The sequence below is a fragment of the Arthrobacter sp. D1-17 genome (assembly GCF_054130535.1).
This window is the reverse complement of the sequence record NZ_CP096382.1, coordinates 3,146,010-3,163,860: the sequence shown is the minus strand read 5'-3', so window position 1 is coordinate 3,163,860 and position 17,851 is coordinate 3,146,010. Positions and strand designations below refer to the sequence as shown.

General features: G+C 64.8%; 17 protein-coding genes. 9 read left to right on the top strand and 8 right to left on the bottom strand.

What is annotated here, in order from left to right; all coding sequences use genetic code 11:
- Positions 1-29: 29 nt before the first annotated feature.
- Positions 30-1,052: a nucleoside hydrolase gene (locus M1E01_RS14660; RefSeq protein ID WP_457972294.1), complete on the top strand. Its 1,023-nt coding sequence runs from the start codon at positions 30-32 to the stop codon at positions 1,050-1,052.
- Between the two features lie 21 nt (positions 1,053-1,073).
- Here the strand turns inward: M1E01_RS14660 and M1E01_RS14655 are convergent, their stop codons facing one another.
- Both M1E01_RS14655 and M1E01_RS14650 read right to left on the bottom strand, forming a co-directional pair.
- The gene (locus tag M1E01_RS14655) at positions 1,074-2,234 is read right to left on the bottom strand and encodes an MFS transporter (protein ID WP_457972293.1); all 1,161 of its coding nucleotides are present in this window, start codon (positions 2,232-2,234) and stop codon (positions 1,074-1,076) included.
- A 129-nt stretch (positions 2,235-2,363) separates the two neighbouring features.
- Positions 2,364-4,061, bottom strand: a complete 1,698-nt coding sequence (locus M1E01_RS14650; RefSeq protein WP_457972292.1) for an amidohydrolase — start codon at positions 4,059-4,061, stop codon at positions 2,364-2,366.
- Positions 4,062-4,283: 222 nt separating this feature from the next.
- Between M1E01_RS14650 and M1E01_RS14645 the strand changes: the two genes are divergently transcribed.
- From M1E01_RS14645 to M1E01_RS14620, 6 genes are all read left to right on the top strand, one after another.
- Positions 4,284-5,318, top strand: coding sequence for a Gfo/Idh/MocA family protein (locus tag M1E01_RS14645; protein ID WP_457972291.1), 1,035 nt, complete (start codon positions 4,284-4,286; stop codon positions 5,316-5,318).
- Positions 5,319-5,617: 299 nt separating this feature from the next.
- Positions 5,618-6,433, top strand: coding sequence for an IclR family transcriptional regulator (locus tag M1E01_RS14640; RefSeq protein ID WP_457972290.1), 816 nt, complete (start codon positions 5,618-5,620; stop codon positions 6,431-6,433).
- 130 nt (positions 6,434-6,563) lie between these two features.
- On the top strand, positions 6,564-7,904 hold the full coding sequence (locus M1E01_RS14635) for an MFS transporter (RefSeq protein WP_457972289.1): 1,341 nt from the start codon (positions 6,564-6,566) through the stop codon (positions 7,902-7,904).
- Complete coding sequence (locus tag M1E01_RS14630; protein ID WP_457972288.1) at positions 7,904-8,950, top strand: zinc-dependent alcohol dehydrogenase; 1,047 nt, start codon at positions 7,904-7,906, stop codon at positions 8,948-8,950. The genes M1E01_RS14635 and M1E01_RS14630 overlap by 1 nt, the downstream gene beginning before the upstream one ends.
- On the top strand, positions 8,947-10,128 hold the full coding sequence (gene rhmD, locus M1E01_RS14625; RefSeq protein WP_457972287.1) for an L-rhamnonate dehydratase: 1,182 nt from the start codon (positions 8,947-8,949) through the stop codon (positions 10,126-10,128). Before M1E01_RS14630 ends, rhmD begins: the two co-directional genes overlap by 4 nt.
- Before the next feature lie 32 nt (positions 10,129-10,160).
- Positions 10,161-11,018, top strand: coding sequence for a fumarylacetoacetate hydrolase family protein (locus M1E01_RS14620; RefSeq protein WP_457972286.1), 858 nt, complete (start codon positions 10,161-10,163; stop codon positions 11,016-11,018).
- A 363-nt stretch (positions 11,019-11,381) separates the two neighbouring features.
- On the opposite strand, the gene M1E01_RS14615 is transcribed toward M1E01_RS14620, so the two are convergent.
- From M1E01_RS14615 to M1E01_RS14600, 4 genes are all read right to left on the bottom strand, one after another.
- The gene (locus tag M1E01_RS14615; RefSeq protein ID WP_457972285.1) at positions 11,382-12,167 is read right to left on the bottom strand and encodes a GntR family transcriptional regulator; all 786 of its coding nucleotides are present in this window, start codon (positions 12,165-12,167) and stop codon (positions 11,382-11,384) included.
- Positions 12,168-12,283: 116 nt separating this feature from the next.
- Positions 12,284-12,682 (bottom strand): type II toxin-antitoxin system VapC family toxin, encoded by a 399-nt coding sequence (locus M1E01_RS14610; protein ID WP_457972284.1) that lies wholly within the window; start codon positions 12,680-12,682, stop codon positions 12,284-12,286.
- Entirely contained in the window at positions 12,679-12,942 is a 264-nt protein-coding gene (locus M1E01_RS14605) for a type II toxin-antitoxin system Phd/YefM family antitoxin (protein ID WP_457972283.1), read from the bottom strand. Before M1E01_RS14605 ends, M1E01_RS14610 begins: the two co-directional genes overlap by 4 nt.
- 126 nt (positions 12,943-13,068) lie before the next feature.
- Entirely contained in the window at positions 13,069-13,815 is a 747-nt protein-coding gene (locus M1E01_RS14600) for a haloacid dehalogenase type II (RefSeq protein WP_457972282.1), read from the bottom strand.
- Positions 13,816-13,859: 44 nt separating this feature from the next.
- Here M1E01_RS14600 and M1E01_RS14595 point away from each other — a divergent pair, with 44 nt between their 5' ends.
- Positions 13,860-14,480, top strand: coding sequence for a flavin reductase family protein (locus tag M1E01_RS14595; protein ID WP_457972281.1), 621 nt, complete (start codon positions 13,860-13,862; stop codon positions 14,478-14,480).
- Between the two features lie 79 nt (positions 14,481-14,559).
- On the opposite strand, the gene M1E01_RS14590 is transcribed toward M1E01_RS14595, so the two are convergent.
- Positions 14,560-15,945, bottom strand: coding sequence for an SLC13 family permease (locus M1E01_RS14590; protein WP_457972280.1), 1,386 nt, complete (start codon positions 15,943-15,945; stop codon positions 14,560-14,562).
- Between the two features lie 12 nt (positions 15,946-15,957).
- Entirely contained in the window at positions 15,958-16,776 is an 819-nt protein-coding gene (locus M1E01_RS14585) for a maleate cis-trans isomerase family protein (protein ID WP_457972279.1), read from the bottom strand.
- A gap of 177 nt (positions 16,777-16,953) precedes the next feature.
- Between M1E01_RS14585 and M1E01_RS14580 the strand changes: the two genes are divergently transcribed.
- Positions 16,954-17,739, top strand: coding sequence for an IclR family transcriptional regulator (locus M1E01_RS14580; RefSeq protein WP_457972278.1), 786 nt, complete (start codon positions 16,954-16,956; stop codon positions 17,737-17,739).
- The last annotated feature ends 112 nt before the right edge of the window (positions 17,740-17,851 follow it).

Here is a 17,851-nt window from a genome sequence, read left to right as displayed (position 1 = left end):
CTCATCCAGCACCACCTGAAAAGAGAACCATGACCACGCCCACCAGCCACCCGTTCTACCTCGACTGCGACACCGGCATCGACGACGCCCTCGCCCTGGCCTACCTGCTCGCCTCCCCGCAGGCCGACGTGCGGGGGATCGGCACCGTCAGCGGCAACGTCAGTGCCGCCGTCGGCGCCCGCAACACCCTGGACCTGCTCGAGCTCGCCGGCCACGCGCACATCCCCGTCGCCCTCGGCGCGCATGACCCGCTCGCCGCTTCCTTCGGCGGCGGGGCGCCGTGGGTGCACGGCGAGAACGGGATCGGGGAAGTCTCGCTGGATCCGGCCTCCGTTTCGCTGGCACGGGAAAGCGCGGCGGAGATGCTGGTCCGGCTCGCCCACGAACACCCCGGCACGCTGCGGGTGCTCGCCATCGGCCCGCTGACCAATATCGCCGAGGCCCTCCGGCTGGAACCTGCGCTCCCTTCGCTGGTGGACGAAATCACCATCATGGGCGGTGCTGCCCTGGCCCCCGGCAACATCAGCCCGGTGGCCGAGGCCAACATCTTCAACGACCCCGAGGCTGCCGCCCTGGTGCTGGCCGCTGACTGGAACATCACCCTTGTGCCGCTGGACGTGACCATGGCAAACGTCCTGGAGGAAAGCCACCGGCAGGAGCTGCTGGCCTCTTCGAGTCCTGTGCCGCGGGCGCTGGGGGAGATGCTCGGCTACTACTTCCGGTTCTACAAGGGCCTGTTCGGCCGCGCCTGCTCCGCCATGCACGACCCCCTCGCCGCGGCACTCGCGGTGGGCGGCGTCAGCACTGCGGTTGCGCCGGTGGTGCATGTCGACGTCGACACCACCACCGGTCCCGGACGGGGACAGACTGTCTGCGACCTGCGCGGGCTGTACAAGGACTACCCGGAGCAGCCCGGCGCGCGCTGCCGCGTGGTGCTGTCGCTCGACGGCCACTTCGCGCCGCACCTGGTGGAGACGCTGCTGAGTTTCTTTGAAGGCGCCGATAAGGGAGGCACGACGGCGGCACTCGCCAGGGCGGGCTCGTTCACCTAAAGCGGGCCCGCCCGGAGTCGGCTAGCGGCGTTGTGCGACGAGCACGAATGCGCAAGACGCCAGGACGCCCGCGAGGGCGAAGATGAGCATGCCCGTGAATGAACCTCCGCCCGACTGGATCAAAGCTCCGCTGACGATCGGGCCAATGGAGAATCCGGTACCGATCATCAGGTTGGTGGTGTTCATCAGGTGCCCGCCGCTTGAAAGAGAGGACAACGTGGACAGCAGGTACGGCAGGATGAAGGTCCAGGCGAACTTGAAGATCACGGCGGCGATGGCGAAGCGGATCAGGGCCGGTGAACCGAAGAGCAACGCGATACTGACAGCCATGCCTACGTAACCGGCAACCAGATAGAGCTTCCGGCGCGGCGTCTCTCCAAGGGCTGTGGCAACGAGGGCCGACAGGATCCCGGCGACAGTAGCCAGGGAAAGAATAAGGCTGCTGGCGGAAAGGTCGATTCCGGAGCCTGCGGAGATCTGGGCTATGAATGACCAGACACCGCTGAGCGCAATGTAGAAAAGGAGCACCGCCGCCATTCCCGCTGCTGCCTTGAGGACAGGGACCCGTTTCGCTGCCCCAGCAGCAACTGGGGCCGCGGTTCGCAGCGCTTCCCCGTCGATCCGGTTGACTACAAGCAGGCACAGCACGGCGAGCCCGGCAAGAGTCCAGTAGATCGCTGCAACCCCTGCTGCCGCGAACAATGACGGGAAGACGGCCAGAATCAGTGCTCCCATGGCCAACTGGAAAACGACGAATATTCCGAACGCGCGGCTGGGGTTCGCGGTCTTGCCGCTGAGGGTCAGGATGATCACGGTGATGGAGCCAGCCGCGAGGCTGGTCACCACCCGGGCGATCATCAAGAGGCCAAAATCGTCCACAAATCCTGAGACGACGTTGCCTGCAATGACGACGGCGGTAAAGATGTAGCTCGCTGTTCTCAGGTTGATGCGGCGGAGCCATAGATAGGCCGGCACAGTGGCCAAACTGAAGGCTCCCAGCTCCAACGAGAAGAGCGTCCCCACCTGGACCGGTGTCAGGGCAAATTGCTCCACCAGTTTGCCCGCGATGACGGGGGCAATCAGCAGGACGGTATAGAGGACCGCACTGAAAACGGCGATATACGCATACGTCCCCTTATCCGAGGCGCTGGTTGCCGGGGTGGCTGTTGCGGTGATTGTCATGGTGTATGTCTTTCGGGCAGGACGAAGCGGCCAGGGCCGCCGTCGGCGGTAAAAATTAGGGCCGCCGTCGGCGGTAAAAAGGGGAGAACGCCTGCGGACCTGTAAGTCCCAGGGGCGTAGCGCATCAGGTCAAGCGCGTTGCGCGGAGTGTCCTTCGGCGGTGCACGCGGCATGTTCCGAGGATTCTGCGTCGAACACTTTGCGGCCCGCGAACCAGGTCTGACGGGTTTTGATGCGCGGGATATCTTCCACGTCGATCCCGGACGGGTTAGCACTCAGGACGATGAAGTCTGCGGACTTTCCCGGGGCCAAAGAGCCGGTGACATCGTCCAAGCCCAGCGCTTCTGCGGAATTGGTGGTGTAAATCCTGATGGCTTCAGCCAGGGAGATGGCCTGCTCGGGCCAAAGGGTGCCGGGGAATTGTCCCGTGGGATCCTGGCGGGTGACGAGGCCGTAGATTCCTTCCCACGCGTTGGGTGACACGCTGACCGGCCAGTCCGATCCGCCGGCGATGCGGGCGCCCGCGTCAAGCAGGGAGCGGTTGGGCTGCATTTTCGATGCCCGTTCCGCGGGCAGCACTGTGGCGATGGCCTCGGAGATGACACCCGGGAACCACAACGACGGTGAGATATCAGCAGTGACGTCGAGCTCGGCAAAGCGCGGAATGTCCTGTTCGTGGACAAACTGGCCGTGGGCGATGTGGTACTTCGGTGTTGTGTGTCCGGCTGCACGGACCTTGGCGACGGTATCCAGCACGAGGCGGACCGAGGCGTCGCCCGTGCAGTGAATCTTCGCGGAGATGCCACGTTCGGCCGTGCCCATAAGCCAGTGCTCGAGTTCCTCTGCGGGCATGGTGGTACCTCCGCAGTGGCACTCCGGGAATCCGACGCCGGACAGGTACGGTTCGATGAACGCTGCGGTTCCCGCCGGTGGCACGCCGTCAAGGAAGATCTTGATGAAATCCGGCCGGTGGTGTTCTGAGCGCAGCTCCTCCCTGTGGGCGATGATGCCCTCTCCGAGGGGAGTGGTGCCGAAGATAAAGTCATTGGCTTGCATGGAGGTAACCACCCAGGCATGCAGTTGACCGGAGTCGTCCAGTTCTTTCAGTGCCTGCAGTAGCTGGAGGGATGCTGCGGCGTCCTGGAATCCGGTGATGCCGTAGGAGTGGAGAATTTCGATACCCCGAGCTGCGGCCCGGGCCAGGTCCTGGGTGGAGAGGGGCTGCAGCCGCGCCACCGTCTGTTCCACCAGCACGCCCCCGGCCTCGATCAGGACGCCGGTGGCACGCCCTGAACTGTCCCGCATGATGTGACCGCCGTCAGGGTCGGCGGTGCGCTCGTCGATTCCGGCCAGTTCCATGGCGCGGGAGTTGGCCCACCTGTTGTGCTTGCTGTCGTCTTTGAGGACGGCGGGCCGCCCGCCCGTCGCGGCATCAAAGCGGGCCAGCGCCTCCACGGAATCGAGTTCGGCCAGGAGGCCGGAGCCCCAGCTTCCGCCGATAACCCACTCGTCCGGGCCCAGCCTCTTTGCGTACTCCTCGACGGCGGTGAGGAGATTATCGAGCGATTTGGTGGGCGCCTCGTTGAGCTCGAACAAATCCATTTGCCCTGCCAGCATGTGGTGGTTGTGGACGTCCAGCAGCCCTGGCATGACATAGGCGCCCTCCAGGTCAATGATCGTGGTGCCGGGACCGGCAGCAGCTTCAGCAGACGAACCGAGCGAGTGCACTTTCCCGGCCTTCACGGCGAGTGACGCGACGCGCGGATGTTCCTGGTGCAGTGTGTCGATTACGCCGTTGATCAGAAGTAGATCAGCTTTGTTGTCCATAACCTCAGTCCCTGTAGGTGGCTTGGATCACAACAATAGAGCGAGGGTCTTCCGAAAAGTTGACTTTCCGCGCACTGCTCTTGGAAATTCCGGCAACACTGGGAGCTGTCTTTGCATTCCTGTTCCAGCTTGTAGAACGTCGACCGCGCGGGACTGTCGCTGCTAAGGATAAGGGCTTAGGGCGCCTAGATTAGGGGGTACGTCGCGCAGAAGGAGAGTTCAGTGAGCGAGAAGTTGCGTTGGGGCGTCCTGGGCACTGCCCGCATCGTCCGCAAGACCATCCCGGCGTTGCAGGCAACCACAAACGGTGAGGTGGTGGGTATCGCATCCCGTACCGAGGGCAAGGCGAGGGAGTACGCCGACAAGCACGGCATCCCGCAGGCGTTCGGCTCCTACGAGGCGCTGCTCGCGTCACCGGACATCGACGCCGTATACATTCCGCTGCCCAACGCACTGCACCTCGAGTGGATCCTGAGCTCCCTGGACGCCGGCAAACACGTCCTGTGCGAAAAGCCCTTGGCCATGAGCGCCGCCGAGTGCGAGGAGATTGCGCGCAGGGCCGAGGAAACCGGGCTCAAGGTCCTGGAAGGCTTCATGTACCGGTTCCACCCGCGGTTCGAGAAGCTGCAGGAGCTGCTCGCGGCCGACGCGGTGGGAACGCTGACCTTTGTCCACGTCGGCCACTCCTTCGACGCGGGCGGTGGAGACAACATCCGCTGGCACAGCGGGCTCGGCGGCGGGGCGCTGTTCGACACGGGCTGCTACTGCATCAACGTGAGCCGGATGGTCACGGCGCAGGAGCCAACGGACATCGCGGCCTTCGGCAACTACCGCGACGCCAACGACGGAGGCCAGATCGACACCAGCATCGCCGGCATGCTCCGTTTTCCCGGCAGTGCCACCGTGCTGTTTGATACCGGGGTGAACCTCGAGCGCCGCAACTTTCTGGAAATCACCGGCACCGAGGGACGGCTCTACCTTGACAATCCGTTCGGGCTCCTGGAGGAGGACTCGGTCCTGGAGGAGCACCACTTTGGGCAGGACACCGTCTTGCACCGGATCAGGGGTGCGAACCACTTCGTGCGGATGGGCGAACACTTCGCCGACAGCGTGCTGAACGGCATGCCGCTCCGCTATGACCTCGCCGACGCGGCAAACAACGCGCGGGTGCTGGAAGCCCTTGATGCGACTGCGCGGAAACATGCGGGGGCGCCTCACCTGGCGCCACATTCCAGCGCTAGTCCAGGCGCTCGCTGACCAGGGCTGGGCCCCACCTGGCTGAGGCTGCTCTGGCACCCGCCCGGGGCCCTGCTTGGCCATGGAGGGCCAATCTCGGACTTCGCGCCGCACTTGCTGGAAGGCTGCCGTCATTCTCTGAAAGCACGACGGCGGCACTCGGCGCAGGTGCCGCCGTCGACTGAGCGCTTGTGCGGCCCCGCGCCGGGTTGGTTGACGGCGCTTCGCTCCCACCCGGCACCGGGCCTACTATTCATATATGTGAACGGACCCGTTCCTTGCAAGACATCGGCGGGTTCTGCATCAACTTGGGAGCAGACATGAACGAAGACCGGACCAACCCGACAGTGAAGTCGGCCGACCGGGCCCTGGCCGTGGTGGAATTCGTTGCCGGCAAAGGGTCTGCGAGTTTCACCGAGATCCTTGAAGCCCTTCGTCTGCCTCGATCCAGCGCCCACGGACTGCTGAACACTCTATGTTCTGCGGGCTGGCTGGACCACAACGCAGCGAACCGGCAGTATTCGCTCGGACTGAGGGCCTGGCAGGTGGGGCAGCTCTACACGGGGCACCAGACCCTGGCCAACGTTGCTAAGCCTGTCATGGACCGGCTTTCCAGTTCGCTTGGGGAGACTGTCCAACTGGCGCTCCTGGACGGGGTGGAGAACGTGTACATCGCGATCAGCCAGGCACCCAGCGGAATGAGGCTCGGCTCCTCCGTCGGAATGCGCCTCTTGGCCCATGCCACCGGAATCGGCAAGGCACTGCTGAGCATGCTCGAACCCGACGATGCGCTGCAGCGGCTCAGTTCGGTGGCGTTGCCTCGCCTGACGTCGAAAACCGTCACCGATGTCAAAGCCCTGGCGGAACTGGTTGCACAGGCGAAGGCCACCGGATTCGCACTGGATGACGAGGAATACCTCGACGGATGCCGGTGCGTGGCCGTTCCGCTAACCAGCGAGGCGGGCGGAGGAATGAACGCTGCGCTGTCGGTCACCATGCCGACAGCCCGGACGGATGAAGAATGGCCTGGAAGCATTCTGCGTCCACTAGCGGGAGCGGCGCAGGAGATCCGCGCCCTCCTTGGGGTCCGGGAGCCAGGGATAGCGCTGCCGCCAGCGCTGCAAAAAACGTCCTAATCCGCTTCATTAAGCCTTTACCGCCGCGCCCATCGCGTAATGGTTGCTGCAGCACGTGACCTGTGCCATACTCGTCCTGTTCACATTCTTGAACTCCAATTCATGCTCATGAACTCAATGAGGAGTTGCTTTGTCCAATCACGTACTGGCTCCCACCAGCGAGGCGCTGGCCCCAATCGTCCGACGAGTTACACGGCGGCTGATTCCAGTCCTGCTGCTGATGTACATCCTGGCGTTCCTTGACCGTGCCAACCTCGGCTTCGCGAAGGCTGCCTACCAGGCTGACACCGGGCTGTCGGATGCTGCCTACGCACTGGGTGCCGGCATCTTCTTCCTGGGCTACGCCGCGTTGGAAGTCCCCAGCAACATCCTGATGCGCCGGCTCGGTGCCAAGATCTGGCTGGCGCGCATCATGATCAGCTGGGGCATCGTCTCGGCGCTCATGATGTTCGCCCACAACGAATGGTCCTTCTACCTCCTCCGGGTCCTGCTCGGAATCACGGAGGCAGGGTTCTTCCCCGGCGTCATCCTCTACCTGACCTACTGGATCCCCAGCCAGTTCCGCGGCAGCGTCAACGGGCTCTTCTACTTCGGCGCACCCCTGGCCTTCATCTTCGGCGGGCCACTCTCAGGTATGCTCTTGGATCTCGACGGCCTTGGCGGACTCCAAGGCTGGCAGCTCATGTTCCTTGTTACCGGCGCCCTGACCATCGCCGTTGGAATTTGGGCTTTCTCCTACCTGGACAACGGCCCGGCCGATGCCAAGTGGCTCAGTGAAAGCGACCGGACCACCCTGATCGCGGCAATGGACGTTGAGGACGGCGTGAAGTCGGACCACTCCCCGAAGGGCGCGCTAAGGGCCCTTACCAACCCCAAAGTTTTGTACTTCTGCGTCATCTACTTCACCATCCAGATGAGTGTCTACGGTGTCACGTTCTACCTGCCCACCCAGATCGCAGAGCTGGTAGGCAGCAAGGTGGGACTCGGCGTCGGCCTCATGACAGCAGTTCCATGGGGATTCGCCATGCTGGCCACCTTCCTGCTCAGCCGCCTCGCGGACCGGACCGGAAAGCGCCGCCTCGTGGCCGCCGCTTCACTCACCGCCGCAGCAGTCGGCATCTGCGCCTCCGCCCTCACCGACAACCCCGTGCTGGGACTCGCGGCACTCTCGCTGGGCGCCGCCGGATTCATCAGCGTGCAGCCGGTGTTCTGGACACTGCCCACCGGAATGCTCGTGGGAGCAGCCGCTGCCGGCGGCATCGCCTTGATCAACTCCATCGGCAGCCTCGGCGGATTCGTGGCACCCATCGCCAAGACCTGGGCTGAGTCCTCCTTCGGCCCGAACGCCGGACTCTTCCTGCTGGCCGCAACGGCTCTGCTCGGTGCCGTCCTTCTCTACAACAGCCACCGAATCAGCAAGATCGTGGACACAAACCCGCTGGCCCAACCCACCCCTGAGAAAGTGCACTGATGCGCGTCCTTGAACTCAAAGAATTCCACCAGCTTGTGGTTGCAGACCGCGACGAACCGGCCGCCGGCCCAGGCGAAGTGGTTATCGACGTCGTCGCCACAGGCATCTGCGGATCAGACATTCATGGCTACACCGGCGAGAACGGCCGACGCATCCCGGGCCAGGTCATGGGGCACGAGACGGTGGGGCACATCGCCGCGCTTGGGCCCGGCACCGGCGGGCATGGTCTTGCCGTTGGCCAGCCGGTAACGTTCAACCCGCTCATCAGCTGCAACGACTGCGATGCGTGTAGCGCAGGGCAGCAGCAGCACTGCCCCGAGCGGACGGTGATTGGCGTGAACCCTGCCATCGTGTCCGCCTTTGCCGAGCAGGTGGTGGTCCCGGCCGGCAACGTGGTGCCACTCTCCACGGAGACGCCCATTGTCTATGGTGCGCTGATTGAACCCCTGGCCGTTGCCTTCCACGCCGTCCGCCGGGCGCGGATCGGCAGCGGACACAAGGTCCTGGTGATCGGAGGCGGCCCAATCGGCCAGTCGGTCATCCTTGCCGCCCTTCAGGAGGGCGCCCGCCAGGTCCTCGTGTCAGAAATGGATCCGGCCCGCCGTGCCCTGTGCGAACGCCTGGGCGCGACAGCCCTTGATCCCGCTGCCGCTCCCTTGGATCAACAGGTCCGGGCAGCATTTGGGACACTGGCTGACACCACCGTGGACGCGGTCGGCATCAAACCCACCATTGCCGGTGCCCTCGAAGCCACCAAGTTCGGCGGCGTGGTCTCGCTGGTGGGCATGGGATCGCCCGAGCTTGCCTTCAACGCCTACCGCGTCTCCACCGAGGAGCGGGAAATCGTGGGCAGCTTCTGCTACAACAACCAGGACTTCCGCGACGCCGCCGCCTGGGTGGACCAGGGCTCGCCCGTCCTGAGCGAACTCATCAGCCGTGAAGTTTCCATGGAAGACGCCGACGCAGCATTCGCCGGTCTCGCTTCAGCAGACGGCACCGCCGGCAAAATATTGGTCCGCCTCGACTCAGCAAGGAACAGCAATTGAGCATCGAAAACCGTATCCGCCACGTCCGCGCCTACACCCTCCGCGGCGGCGGAGCCGACTACCACGACCAGGACGCCGGGCACTGGATTGACGACCACATCGCCACACCCATGTCCGTCTACCCCGAATACCGGCAGTCCCGTCAGAGCTTCGGCCTTAACGTCCTGGGCACCTTGGTGGTGGAGGTAGAGGCCGACGACGGCACGGTGGGTTTCGCCGTCACCACGGCCGGCGAACTGGGCGCCTACATCGTGGAGAAGCATCTGGCCCGTTTCGTCGAGGGCGCACGCGTCACCGACATAGAGAAGATCTGGGACCAGATGTACCGCTCCACGCTCTTCTACGGCCGCAAGGGCGTGGTGCTCAATGCCATCAGCGCCGTGGACCTGGCGCTGTACGACCTGCTGGGCAAGATTAGGCAGGAGCCCGTTTACGCTCTTCTGGGCGGGCCCGTCCGCGATGAGCTCACGATGTATGCCACGGGAGCACGGCCCGACATCGCCAAGAAGCTCGGGTTCATCGGCGGCAAGATGCCCCTGCACCACGGGCCGGCCGAAGGCGAGGAAGGCCTCCGGAAGAACCTGGAAATGATCCGGGACATGCGCGAGAAGGTTGGCGACGACTTCTGGCTGATGCTCGATTGCTGGATGTCGCTGGACCTCGACTACGCTACCCGGCTGGCCCACGGAGCCGCGGAATACAACCTCAAGTGGATTGAAGAGGCTCTTCCTCCGGATGACTACTGGGGATACGCCAAGCTCAAAAAGCAGGTCCCGCCCAAGATGCTGGTGACCACCGGCGAGCACGAAGCGACGCGCTGGGGCTTCAAGCTGCTCCTGGACATGGACTGCGCCGACATCATCCAGCCCGATGTGGGCTGGTGCGGCGGTATCACCGAACTCACGAAGATTTCGGCGATGGCCGACGCCAACGGCGCACTGGTGGTTCCCCACGGCTCGTCCGTGTACTCCTACCATTTCGTGGTCACCCGGACCAACAGCCCGTTCGCGGAGTTCCTCATGATGCACCCGACGGCCGAGGAAGTGGTTCCCATGTTTTCCCCGATGCTGCTTGGTGAGCCCGTCCCCGTGAACGGCAAACTCAAGGTACCCGAGACCCCGGGCTTCGGCGTCGAGCTGAACCCGAACCTGGAAAAGCTGCGGCCGTACACGCACTGACAATCCCCCTACTAAGACCAAGGAAACGATTAATGGAACTCATGCGCTTGGGCGAGCCCGGGCTGGAACTGCCCGTAGCAAAGGAAGGCGAGAAGTACTTCGACCTGCGGGCCATCACCGCGGACATCGACGGGGACTTTCTCGCCAGCGATGGGATCGCCAAGGTGCGCGAAGCACTCAAGGCGGGCTTGCCAGAACTCGAAGGTGCGGCGTCGCTGCGGATCGGCGCACCCGTTGCCAAGCCGGGGGCGGTGCTTTGCATCGGTCAGAACTACGCTGCCCATGCTGCTGAATCTGGTGACGCCCCGCCGTCGGTCCCGATTCTCTTCTTCAAGCACCCCAACACCGTGGTGGGTGCCTTTGACCACGTGGTAATTCCGCCCGGAGCCGAGAAGGTGGACTGGGAGGTGGAACTGGCGGTTGTCATCGGCAAGCGCGCCTCGTACCTCGAGTCGCCCGAGGAAGCACTGGATTACGTTGCCGGTTATGCAGTCAGCAACGATGTGTCCGAGCGGGCGTTTCAGGTAGAACACTCAGGCGGGCAGTGGTCTAAGGGCAAGTGCTGCGCGACGTTCAACCCGCTGGGTCCGGCGCTGGTTCCCGCTGCGGAGGTGGGGGATCCGCAGCAGTTGCGTCTGCGGTCCGCTGTGAACGGGGAAACGAGGCAGGACTCGAACACCTCGGACATGATCTTCTCCGTGGCACACATCGTCTGGCATCTTTCCCAGTATCTGGTCCTGGAGCCCGGCGACATCATCAACACCGGAACCCCGCAGGGTGTCGCGCTTTCCGGCAGGTTCCCATACCTGCGCGAAGGAGACCGCATGGAGATCAGCATCGAGAAGTTGGGCCGCCAGGAGCAGAAGCTGGTCGCCTACACCAAGGAGTGACTGCGGCGTGAATGTCGCCGTTGCCCGGCCCCGCACGCGATATGTGGAACATGGGCAGCGGGCTGGCGGCGCCGTGGCCCACTCTGGCCAGCCAAGCGGCGGGTACCGTTCTGCTGCTTGCCAAGCCGTGGCTGGGGCGGGCCGTTGGGTGGTTGGGCGCCGTCTACATCTTTGGCATCCTATGGAAGCGGGTCACCCTGGAGTCGTTCCGGCACCCGGACAGCGAGATCACCCCGCTCATAGCCTCAGGACTTGCCTGTCTGATGCCATGGCCTTGCTCGGTCTGGCCGGACGACAGCGGCAAACGGCAGCAGGGTAAGGGCGGGGTCATTGCCCTGCCCCACCCCTTGACGGAGGCGCGACTCAGGACTGGAGTGACTGCATCACCGAGAGGTGCCCGGCGCGGTCCGCGATCAGGCACTTGGCCAGGTAGAAGGGCCGGTTCGCGTGCCTGACGTACTGCGTCAGCACGAGGACCGGGTCCGGGGCGCGCAGGTCCATCAGCTTGGCGCGACTGGGTCCCACCTGGCTGAGGCTGATTTGGCATTCGCCGGGGCCCAAAACCCTACCGAGGCGGGAGTTGAGGGCCGCGAGCAGCGTGGTGCCGCCGTCGTCGTCAAGCTCCAACGGTGCGGGGGAGGCGTTGCCGATGCTGAGGGGCTGGGCGGAGATGTTTTCCTGCAGGTGCGCGATGGGCTCGCCGTCCCGGATCAGGACGGATTCCCAGAGCCAGACCTCGCTGCCGGGTTCGACGCCGACGCCGGGGGCCGCGAACTCGGAGGCGGGCTGCCGCACCACCTGCACGCGTTTGATCTCGAGGTGCTGTCCGGAACCACCACCAAGGACCTCCTCGAAGGGGCGGATGCGTTCGATGCCGATTCGGGGGAGGGTGTCGGAGACGAACCGGCCGACGCCGCGGCGGGCCCGGATGAGGCCGTCCTCCTCGAGCAGCATGAGCGCCTCGCGGACCACGGTGCGGCTGACCTTCATGTCCGTGCCGAGGTCGGTTTCGGTGGGGAGCATGGAGCCGGGCGTGAGCAGGTTGTTGCGGATGGCCTCGGCGATCCGGGAGTAGACGGCGACGCGGAGCGGCGAGCCGGGCTGAGCCTCCACCGGCTGGGACAGGAACCGGACGGCGTCCTCGTGCACGTTATGCCTCCTCTTGCGTTTGTTCGGGGAGTCCAGCCTAACAAGTGGTGCGACGCGTTTGTTGGACAAGCCTGATTCTGATGCCACACCAGTGACGGCCTGCACCGGCTTGGACGTTACCGCGCTTTTTCTGGCGACAGGGCAGTGAGCCCTGCTTCTGCCGCTGCCGCACCCAGCTCCTGGTCGTAGGCAACCAGCACGTCCGTCTGCAGCCGGATAGCGGTGGCTAGATGGATGGCGTCGGGGCTGCGCAGCTTGCCCGGCATCGCGGCCGCATACATCAGATCCGAACGTGCGAGATCCACAAGGTTGATTCCGCCCAACACTGTGGTTATGAGTTCGGCCGGCAGCCCGCGGCGTTTTCCGGCGCAATGGAGTTCCGTGTACAGGAGCATCGAGGCTACCAGTTGGTGACCTTGGCGCACACCAGCTGACAGGTACTCGGCCACAGCCGCTGACTCATGTTCCTCGACGACGAGTTTGAGTGCCGCTGAGGTGTCTACGTAAATGATCAACGCTCGCCGCGCAGGTCGGACAGTATTTCTGAGGTGCCTGCACCGGACGTGACACGGCGTAGGACCTGGAAATCGACCGGACCAGAGGCGGGGCGGACATTTCCGGCCAGCAGCAGCCGTTCGAAGGGCGAGGCGGAAGGGGGAATCAGGGTAGCTGCCACCTCGCCGTTGTTGGTGACGTCGATGGTTTCGCCATTCTTCACGCGCTCGAGGATCTTGCTGCTCTGGTTGCGGAGCTCGCGGTGCGGGATAGTTGTCATGGCTGCCTCCGTAGCAATCGTAGCAAGGCCAGCGGCTGTTCCGGTGGACCGTCCCCAGGAGGTTCCACTGCCCCTGTTGCTGGCTGGTGGCGGGGCAGCCGTTCTACTGTGTGCGAAAGCTGGCCTTCAGGCCCCGAGCCTGCGGGCCAGCTCGGTGATGCTCGACGCGGAGAGGTCCCAATCGCTCTCCGGTGCCAGATCTGCAGCCTGGCCGGGCCCGTACTCGGTGGGGCGCGCGACGAACGCCGTCGCCAGCCCCGCCTCCCGGGCAGCATGCAGGTCGGTGTTGTGCGCGGCGGCGAGCATCACTTGGCCGGGCCGGAGATCCAAAATTTCCGCTGTCCGCAGGTAGGCCTGGGGCAGCGGCTTGTAGGTGCGTGTCAGGTCCGAGCCAATGATCACATCCCATGGCAGGCCCGCAGTCTTGGCCATATTCAGCAACAAGGAGGTATTGCCGTTGGAAAGGGGGCCCACGATGTAGCGGCGGCGGATGGCGGTCAGGCCCTCGACGCTGTCCGGCCATGGGGGCAGGCGGTGCCAGGATTTGTTCAGCTCATCCAGGGTCCGTGTGTTCAGCCGTTCTGGATTGAAACCGTGGCGGCGGAGCACGTGGTCCAGGTTTTCGCGGTGGAGCGTATCCAGGGTGGCGAATTCACGAAATCCGGAGCGGATGGCCTCCATCGCCGGCTGGTAAAGGGCGCGCCAGTCATCGGCGAACGCCTCCGCGTCGAGGTCCTGCCCACGTGCAGCCGCAAAGGCGGCCGCCTGCCGGGCGATGCCGGTGCGCCAGTCCACCACCGTGCCGAAGGTGTCGAAGAGGACGGCGCGCACCTCGCGCCCGGTTGATGGTGAACGGTATGGCTGGAACCTCATATCCTGTCTCCTTCCTGGGCTGCCCTGACCGTTAGTCTGGCAGCATGCGAACTGATTTCAGCCCCACGGCCACGTCCGCCCGGGATTTCTACCGTCTGCTCACCGCGGTGGTGGTGCCCCGGCCCATCGCCTGGGTTTCAAGCGTCTCGCCGGAGGGCGTTGATAACCTGGCCCCGCACTCGTTCTTCACCGTGGCTTCCAACAATCCCCCCATCGTGCAGTTCACGTCGGTGGGGGAGAAGGATTCGCTCCGCAACATCACCGGGTCCGGAGAGTTCGTGGTTAACCTCGCCCCGGCCGCACTCCTGGAAGAGGTCAATGCCACAGGCACCAATTTCCCACCGGACGTCAGTGAGTTCGACGCCGCCGGCCTGACCCGTGAGCCGAGCCTCACCGTGGCAGCGCCGCGCGTTAAGGAATCACCGGCGGTGCTCGAATGCCGTCTCCACTCGGTGCTGCCGATGGGAGACTCCACCCTTGTTTTCGGCGAAGTGACGCACGCTGCCGTGAGCGATGCGGTGCTGGAGGGCAGCCACCCGCGGATCGACCTGCTGGAGCCACTGGCCCGGCTGGGCCCGGACGAGTGGGGCACGCTAGGCACGGTCCACGACCTCAAACGGATCCGGCTCAAGGACTGGCCGGGGCATTTCCGCCCGCAGGACTAGGACTGGCCCAAGCTCCGCCGCCATGAGAAGGGGAAAGGGGTGGCGACAGCCCACCCCTTTCCCTTCAGATGTGCAATGGTCAGCCGAGGCCGAGCTGGACGAACAGGAACCAGACGAGGAACGGCACCACGCCGATCATCGCGATAGCCCACAGCAGCAGCGCCCGGAAGAACATCCGCTCGTCCTTGGGCTGCGCGCTCGCCATCAGCAGGGCACCGCTGGTGGACATCGGGCTCACGTCAACCACCGAGGAGCTGATCGCGATGGCCGTCACTACGCCGATGGGGGTGAGCAGCGGGTCCATGGCGATCGGTTCGACCACCGGGCTGATGACGCCCAGGGTGCCGGTGGTGGAAGCGAAGGCCGAGACTATGGCCACCACGTAGCTCGTGATGAGGGCGGCAAGGGAGCTGTTGCCCAGGCCTGCGATGCCTTCCTGCAGTTCCTTCAGCGCGCCCATCTCTTCCAGCATGCCCACGTAAGTGACGATGCCGGTCACCAGGATGATTGCGGACCACGGCATGCTTTCCACTGCCGGCTTCTGCACGCCCGGGTTCAGGACGATCAGCACCATGGCAATGACCAGCGACGCGACTCCGACGTCCATGCCCAGGACGGTGGTGAGTACCAGCAGGGAGGCGATGCCCACCAAGGTGAGGATCCGCATGGGGGTTGCGGCTACCTTCTCGGGACCGGTCTTGGTGGCGGTTCCGGTAGCTGCATGTGCCGGGGCGGTGAGCACAGCGGTTCCCGTGCCGGACGGGCCGGACAGGCCGCTTCCGGGGGTAGCGGCAGCGCCGCCGTCGTGCTTTGCGCCGCCGGTGTCACCGGCCTGGTGATGTGCGTCCCCCTTGGCCGCGCGGCGCTTCATGATGGCCTGTACCAGAACGTAGGCGATCGCGGCCAGGATGGCGTTGAAGAGAAAGCAGTAAGCGTAGAGCTTGAAGGAATCGTCTGCGGCTCCCGCACCATCCAGAATCTTGTTGGCCAGCACGCCGAACGGGTTGACCGGGGAGAACGCGCCGGCGTTGGCGCCCTGGACGATGACCAGGCCCATGGCCAGGGTGCTGATGCCGAACCGCATGCCCAGCGCCAGGCCCACAGGGGCCACGATGGCGATGGCCGCCGGGGTGAAAGCGCCGGCCGAAGCCAGAGCGGCGGTCAGCAGGAACATCAGGATGGGGACCAGAATTTTCCGGTCGCCGGCGAGCCGTTCAGCCCAGTAGGCCAGCAGGTCGATGGTGCCGTTGATCCGCACTATGGCGAAGAGCAAAGTGGCGCCGACCAGGATGAAGAACAGTCCGGCGGGAAACTGGCCGATGACGTCCTTGATGGACATGCCGGCCAGGAGGGTCCCGACGCCGAACGCGGCGACTGTGGCCAGCAGGCCGGCGTTGATCTTGGTGAAGGATCCGACGGCGAACGCCGCCACCAGGACGAGGAACGCGATAAGTGACAGGGACATGGTGCCGGCCGCCTAGGAGTTCAGAGGGGTCAGGACGCCGGCGCCGGAAAGCAGGCTGCCAGCCCCGGTGATGGCGGGCTGGTGGCCGAGCGCCTTCAGGATCTCGTACGTGGTGGCCGTGGCCGCTGTGATGACCGGCAGGCCGAGCTCGTCCTCCACCGCCTGGACCGCTGCGAGTGACGGCATTTGGACACAGGCGGAAAGCACGACGGCGTCCGCGCCTTCGCGCTGCAGGCTGCGGGCAAGCGCGGGCAGGTTCTGCGGGTCAAGGCAGCCGACTTCGAGGTTGTCCGCCACCTCGAGGCTGATGGCGTCCAGCACCGTGATGCCGGATCCTTCGATGTAGTCCACCACCATCTTGGTGAGCGGCTTCATGTAGGGGGTGATCATGGCCACCTTGAGCGCGCCGATTTCCTTCAGGGTGCGGACCAGGGCACCGGCGCTGCTGGTGACCGGGGCAGGGTGGCCGTTTGCGGCGGCGGCCTCTGCGATGACTTTCTCCGAGCCCTCATGCGCTTCGGGGCCCTGGGCCATGACGGCGACCAGACAGGCGTAAGCGATGACGTCCACGTCGGCATCGGAAACTGCCTCGGCGCAGCCCGCTGCCTTGCCCACCATGGCCAGCAGCTCTTCCCGGGTGACCTTCTTCATGCCGGCGCGGGCGGAGTGGAAGGTGTAGTTGTGGCCTGTTGCCTCGGTTTGCCGGCGGAACAGCTCGGGCAGCTCCGTTTCCATAGTGGTGTTGGAGCTCGGGACGATCAGTCCCACCCTGGAGGAGCCCGGGCGCTTGGGCTCGGGCGCGGTTTCGCAGGTGGTTTCGGCGGTGCTCATAGTTTCTCCACGTCATTGTGCTGGGGGTTCGAGGGGGAAAACCCATCTGGTGGGTTCGGTTCCCATGATGTGGGTCACGCCGATAGAATGTCAAATGGGTCACGTTCCGGCGGCCCGCTTCCGGCTGGTTAAGCTGGAGGCTGCTCGAGGAAAAAGTAGTGAAGGGACGTTGAAGCGGTGGCGACGGAACCGGGGGCTGGGGCCTCACCCCTGCTGGTCCTGCACAAGGTGGCGGAGATCCTGGACTGTTTTTCGGTTGAGGCTCCGGAGCCGACACTGCAGCAGATCATCCGGAAGACGGGTCTGCCGTCCAGCACCTGTCAGCGGCTGGTGCAGAACATGCTGCGGGAGGGCTTCCTGGACCGGGACGGCGACCGGTACCGGATCGGCATCGGGCTGGTCCGCTGGGCTACCCCCGGGACGTTCGGGCTGGACGTGGTCCGGCTGGTGAAGCCGGTCTTGCAGCAGCTGCGCGATCAGACCGGCGAAACGGCGTGCCTGTATGTCCGGGATGGATCGTTTCGGACTATCGTTGCCGTGGCCGAGACGCGCCACGTGGTGATGCGGCCGTTCATGGTGGGCATGGTCATGCCGCTGCACGCCGGTGCGCCGGGCAAGATTTTCCTGGCGTTCGATCCGGAGGCATGGGACGCCTTGGACGAGCACGGCCTGGACCGCTTTACCTCCGACACGCCGGCCTCCGTGGAGATGCTCCGGCAGCAGGCGGCGATAGCCAAGGAGCAGGGGTTCTACGCGGCGTTCGGGGAACGGAATGAAGACGTAGGTTCCATCAGCGCGCCCGTGTTCGACCACGGCGGGCGGCTCGCCTGCGCCCTAGGCCTGGGGTTCCCGACCCAGCGGATCGGGCCCGCGGACGTGGAACGGCTCGGGCCTGTAATAGCCCGCGCGGGCCTGGAAGCCAGCCGTGCGCTGGGGTATGCCGGCAGCCTATCCGCTGGTTAAGCCTGCCGCCCGTGGTCCGCGTCAACCTCGAGAACGGGGGAGAGATCCAGCGGTCCGCCGCCATTGTGGCGAGCTGGCCCTAAGTTCGCTGCCATCATCACCGTCAGTGGTC

What these genes read in the sequence shown, in the direction of transcription:
- M1E01_RS14660 (WP_457972294.1), top strand. Translation starts at nt 30, where the DNA reads ATGACCACGCCCACCAGCCACCCGTTCTACCTCGACTGCGACACCGGC.
- M1E01_RS14655 (WP_457972293.1), bottom strand. Translation starts at nt 2,234, where the DNA reads ATGACAATCACCGCAACAGCCACCCCGGCAACCAGCGCCTCGGATAAG.
- M1E01_RS14650 (WP_457972292.1), bottom strand. Translation starts at nt 4,061, where the DNA reads ATGGACAACAAAGCTGATCTACTTCTGATCAACGGCGTAATCGACACA.
- M1E01_RS14640 (WP_457972290.1), top strand. Translation starts at nt 5,618, where the DNA reads ATGAACGAAGACCGGACCAACCCGACAGTGAAGTCGGCCGACCGGGCC.
- M1E01_RS14630 (WP_457972288.1), top strand. Translation starts at nt 7,904, where the DNA reads ATGCGCGTCCTTGAACTCAAAGAATTCCACCAGCTTGTGGTTGCAGAC.
- M1E01_RS14620 (WP_457972286.1), top strand. Translation starts at nt 10,161, where the DNA reads ATGGAACTCATGCGCTTGGGCGAGCCCGGGCTGGAACTGCCCGTAGCA.
- M1E01_RS14605 (WP_457972283.1), bottom strand. Translation starts at nt 12,942, where the DNA reads ATGACAACTATCCCGCACCGCGAGCTCCGCAACCAGAGCAGCAAGATC.
- M1E01_RS14600 (WP_457972282.1), bottom strand. Translation starts at nt 13,815, where the DNA reads ATGAGGTTCCAGCCATACCGTTCACCATCAACCGGGCGCGAGGTGCGC.
- M1E01_RS14595 (WP_457972281.1), top strand. Translation starts at nt 13,860, where the DNA reads ATGCGAACTGATTTCAGCCCCACGGCCACGTCCGCCCGGGATTTCTAC.
- M1E01_RS14590 (WP_457972280.1), bottom strand. Translation starts at nt 15,945, where the DNA reads ATGTCCCTGTCACTTATCGCGTTCCTCGTCCTGGTGGCGGCGTTCGCC.
- M1E01_RS14585 (WP_457972279.1), bottom strand. Translation starts at nt 16,776, where the DNA reads ATGAGCACCGCCGAAACCACCTGCGAAACCGCGCCCGAGCCCAAGCGC.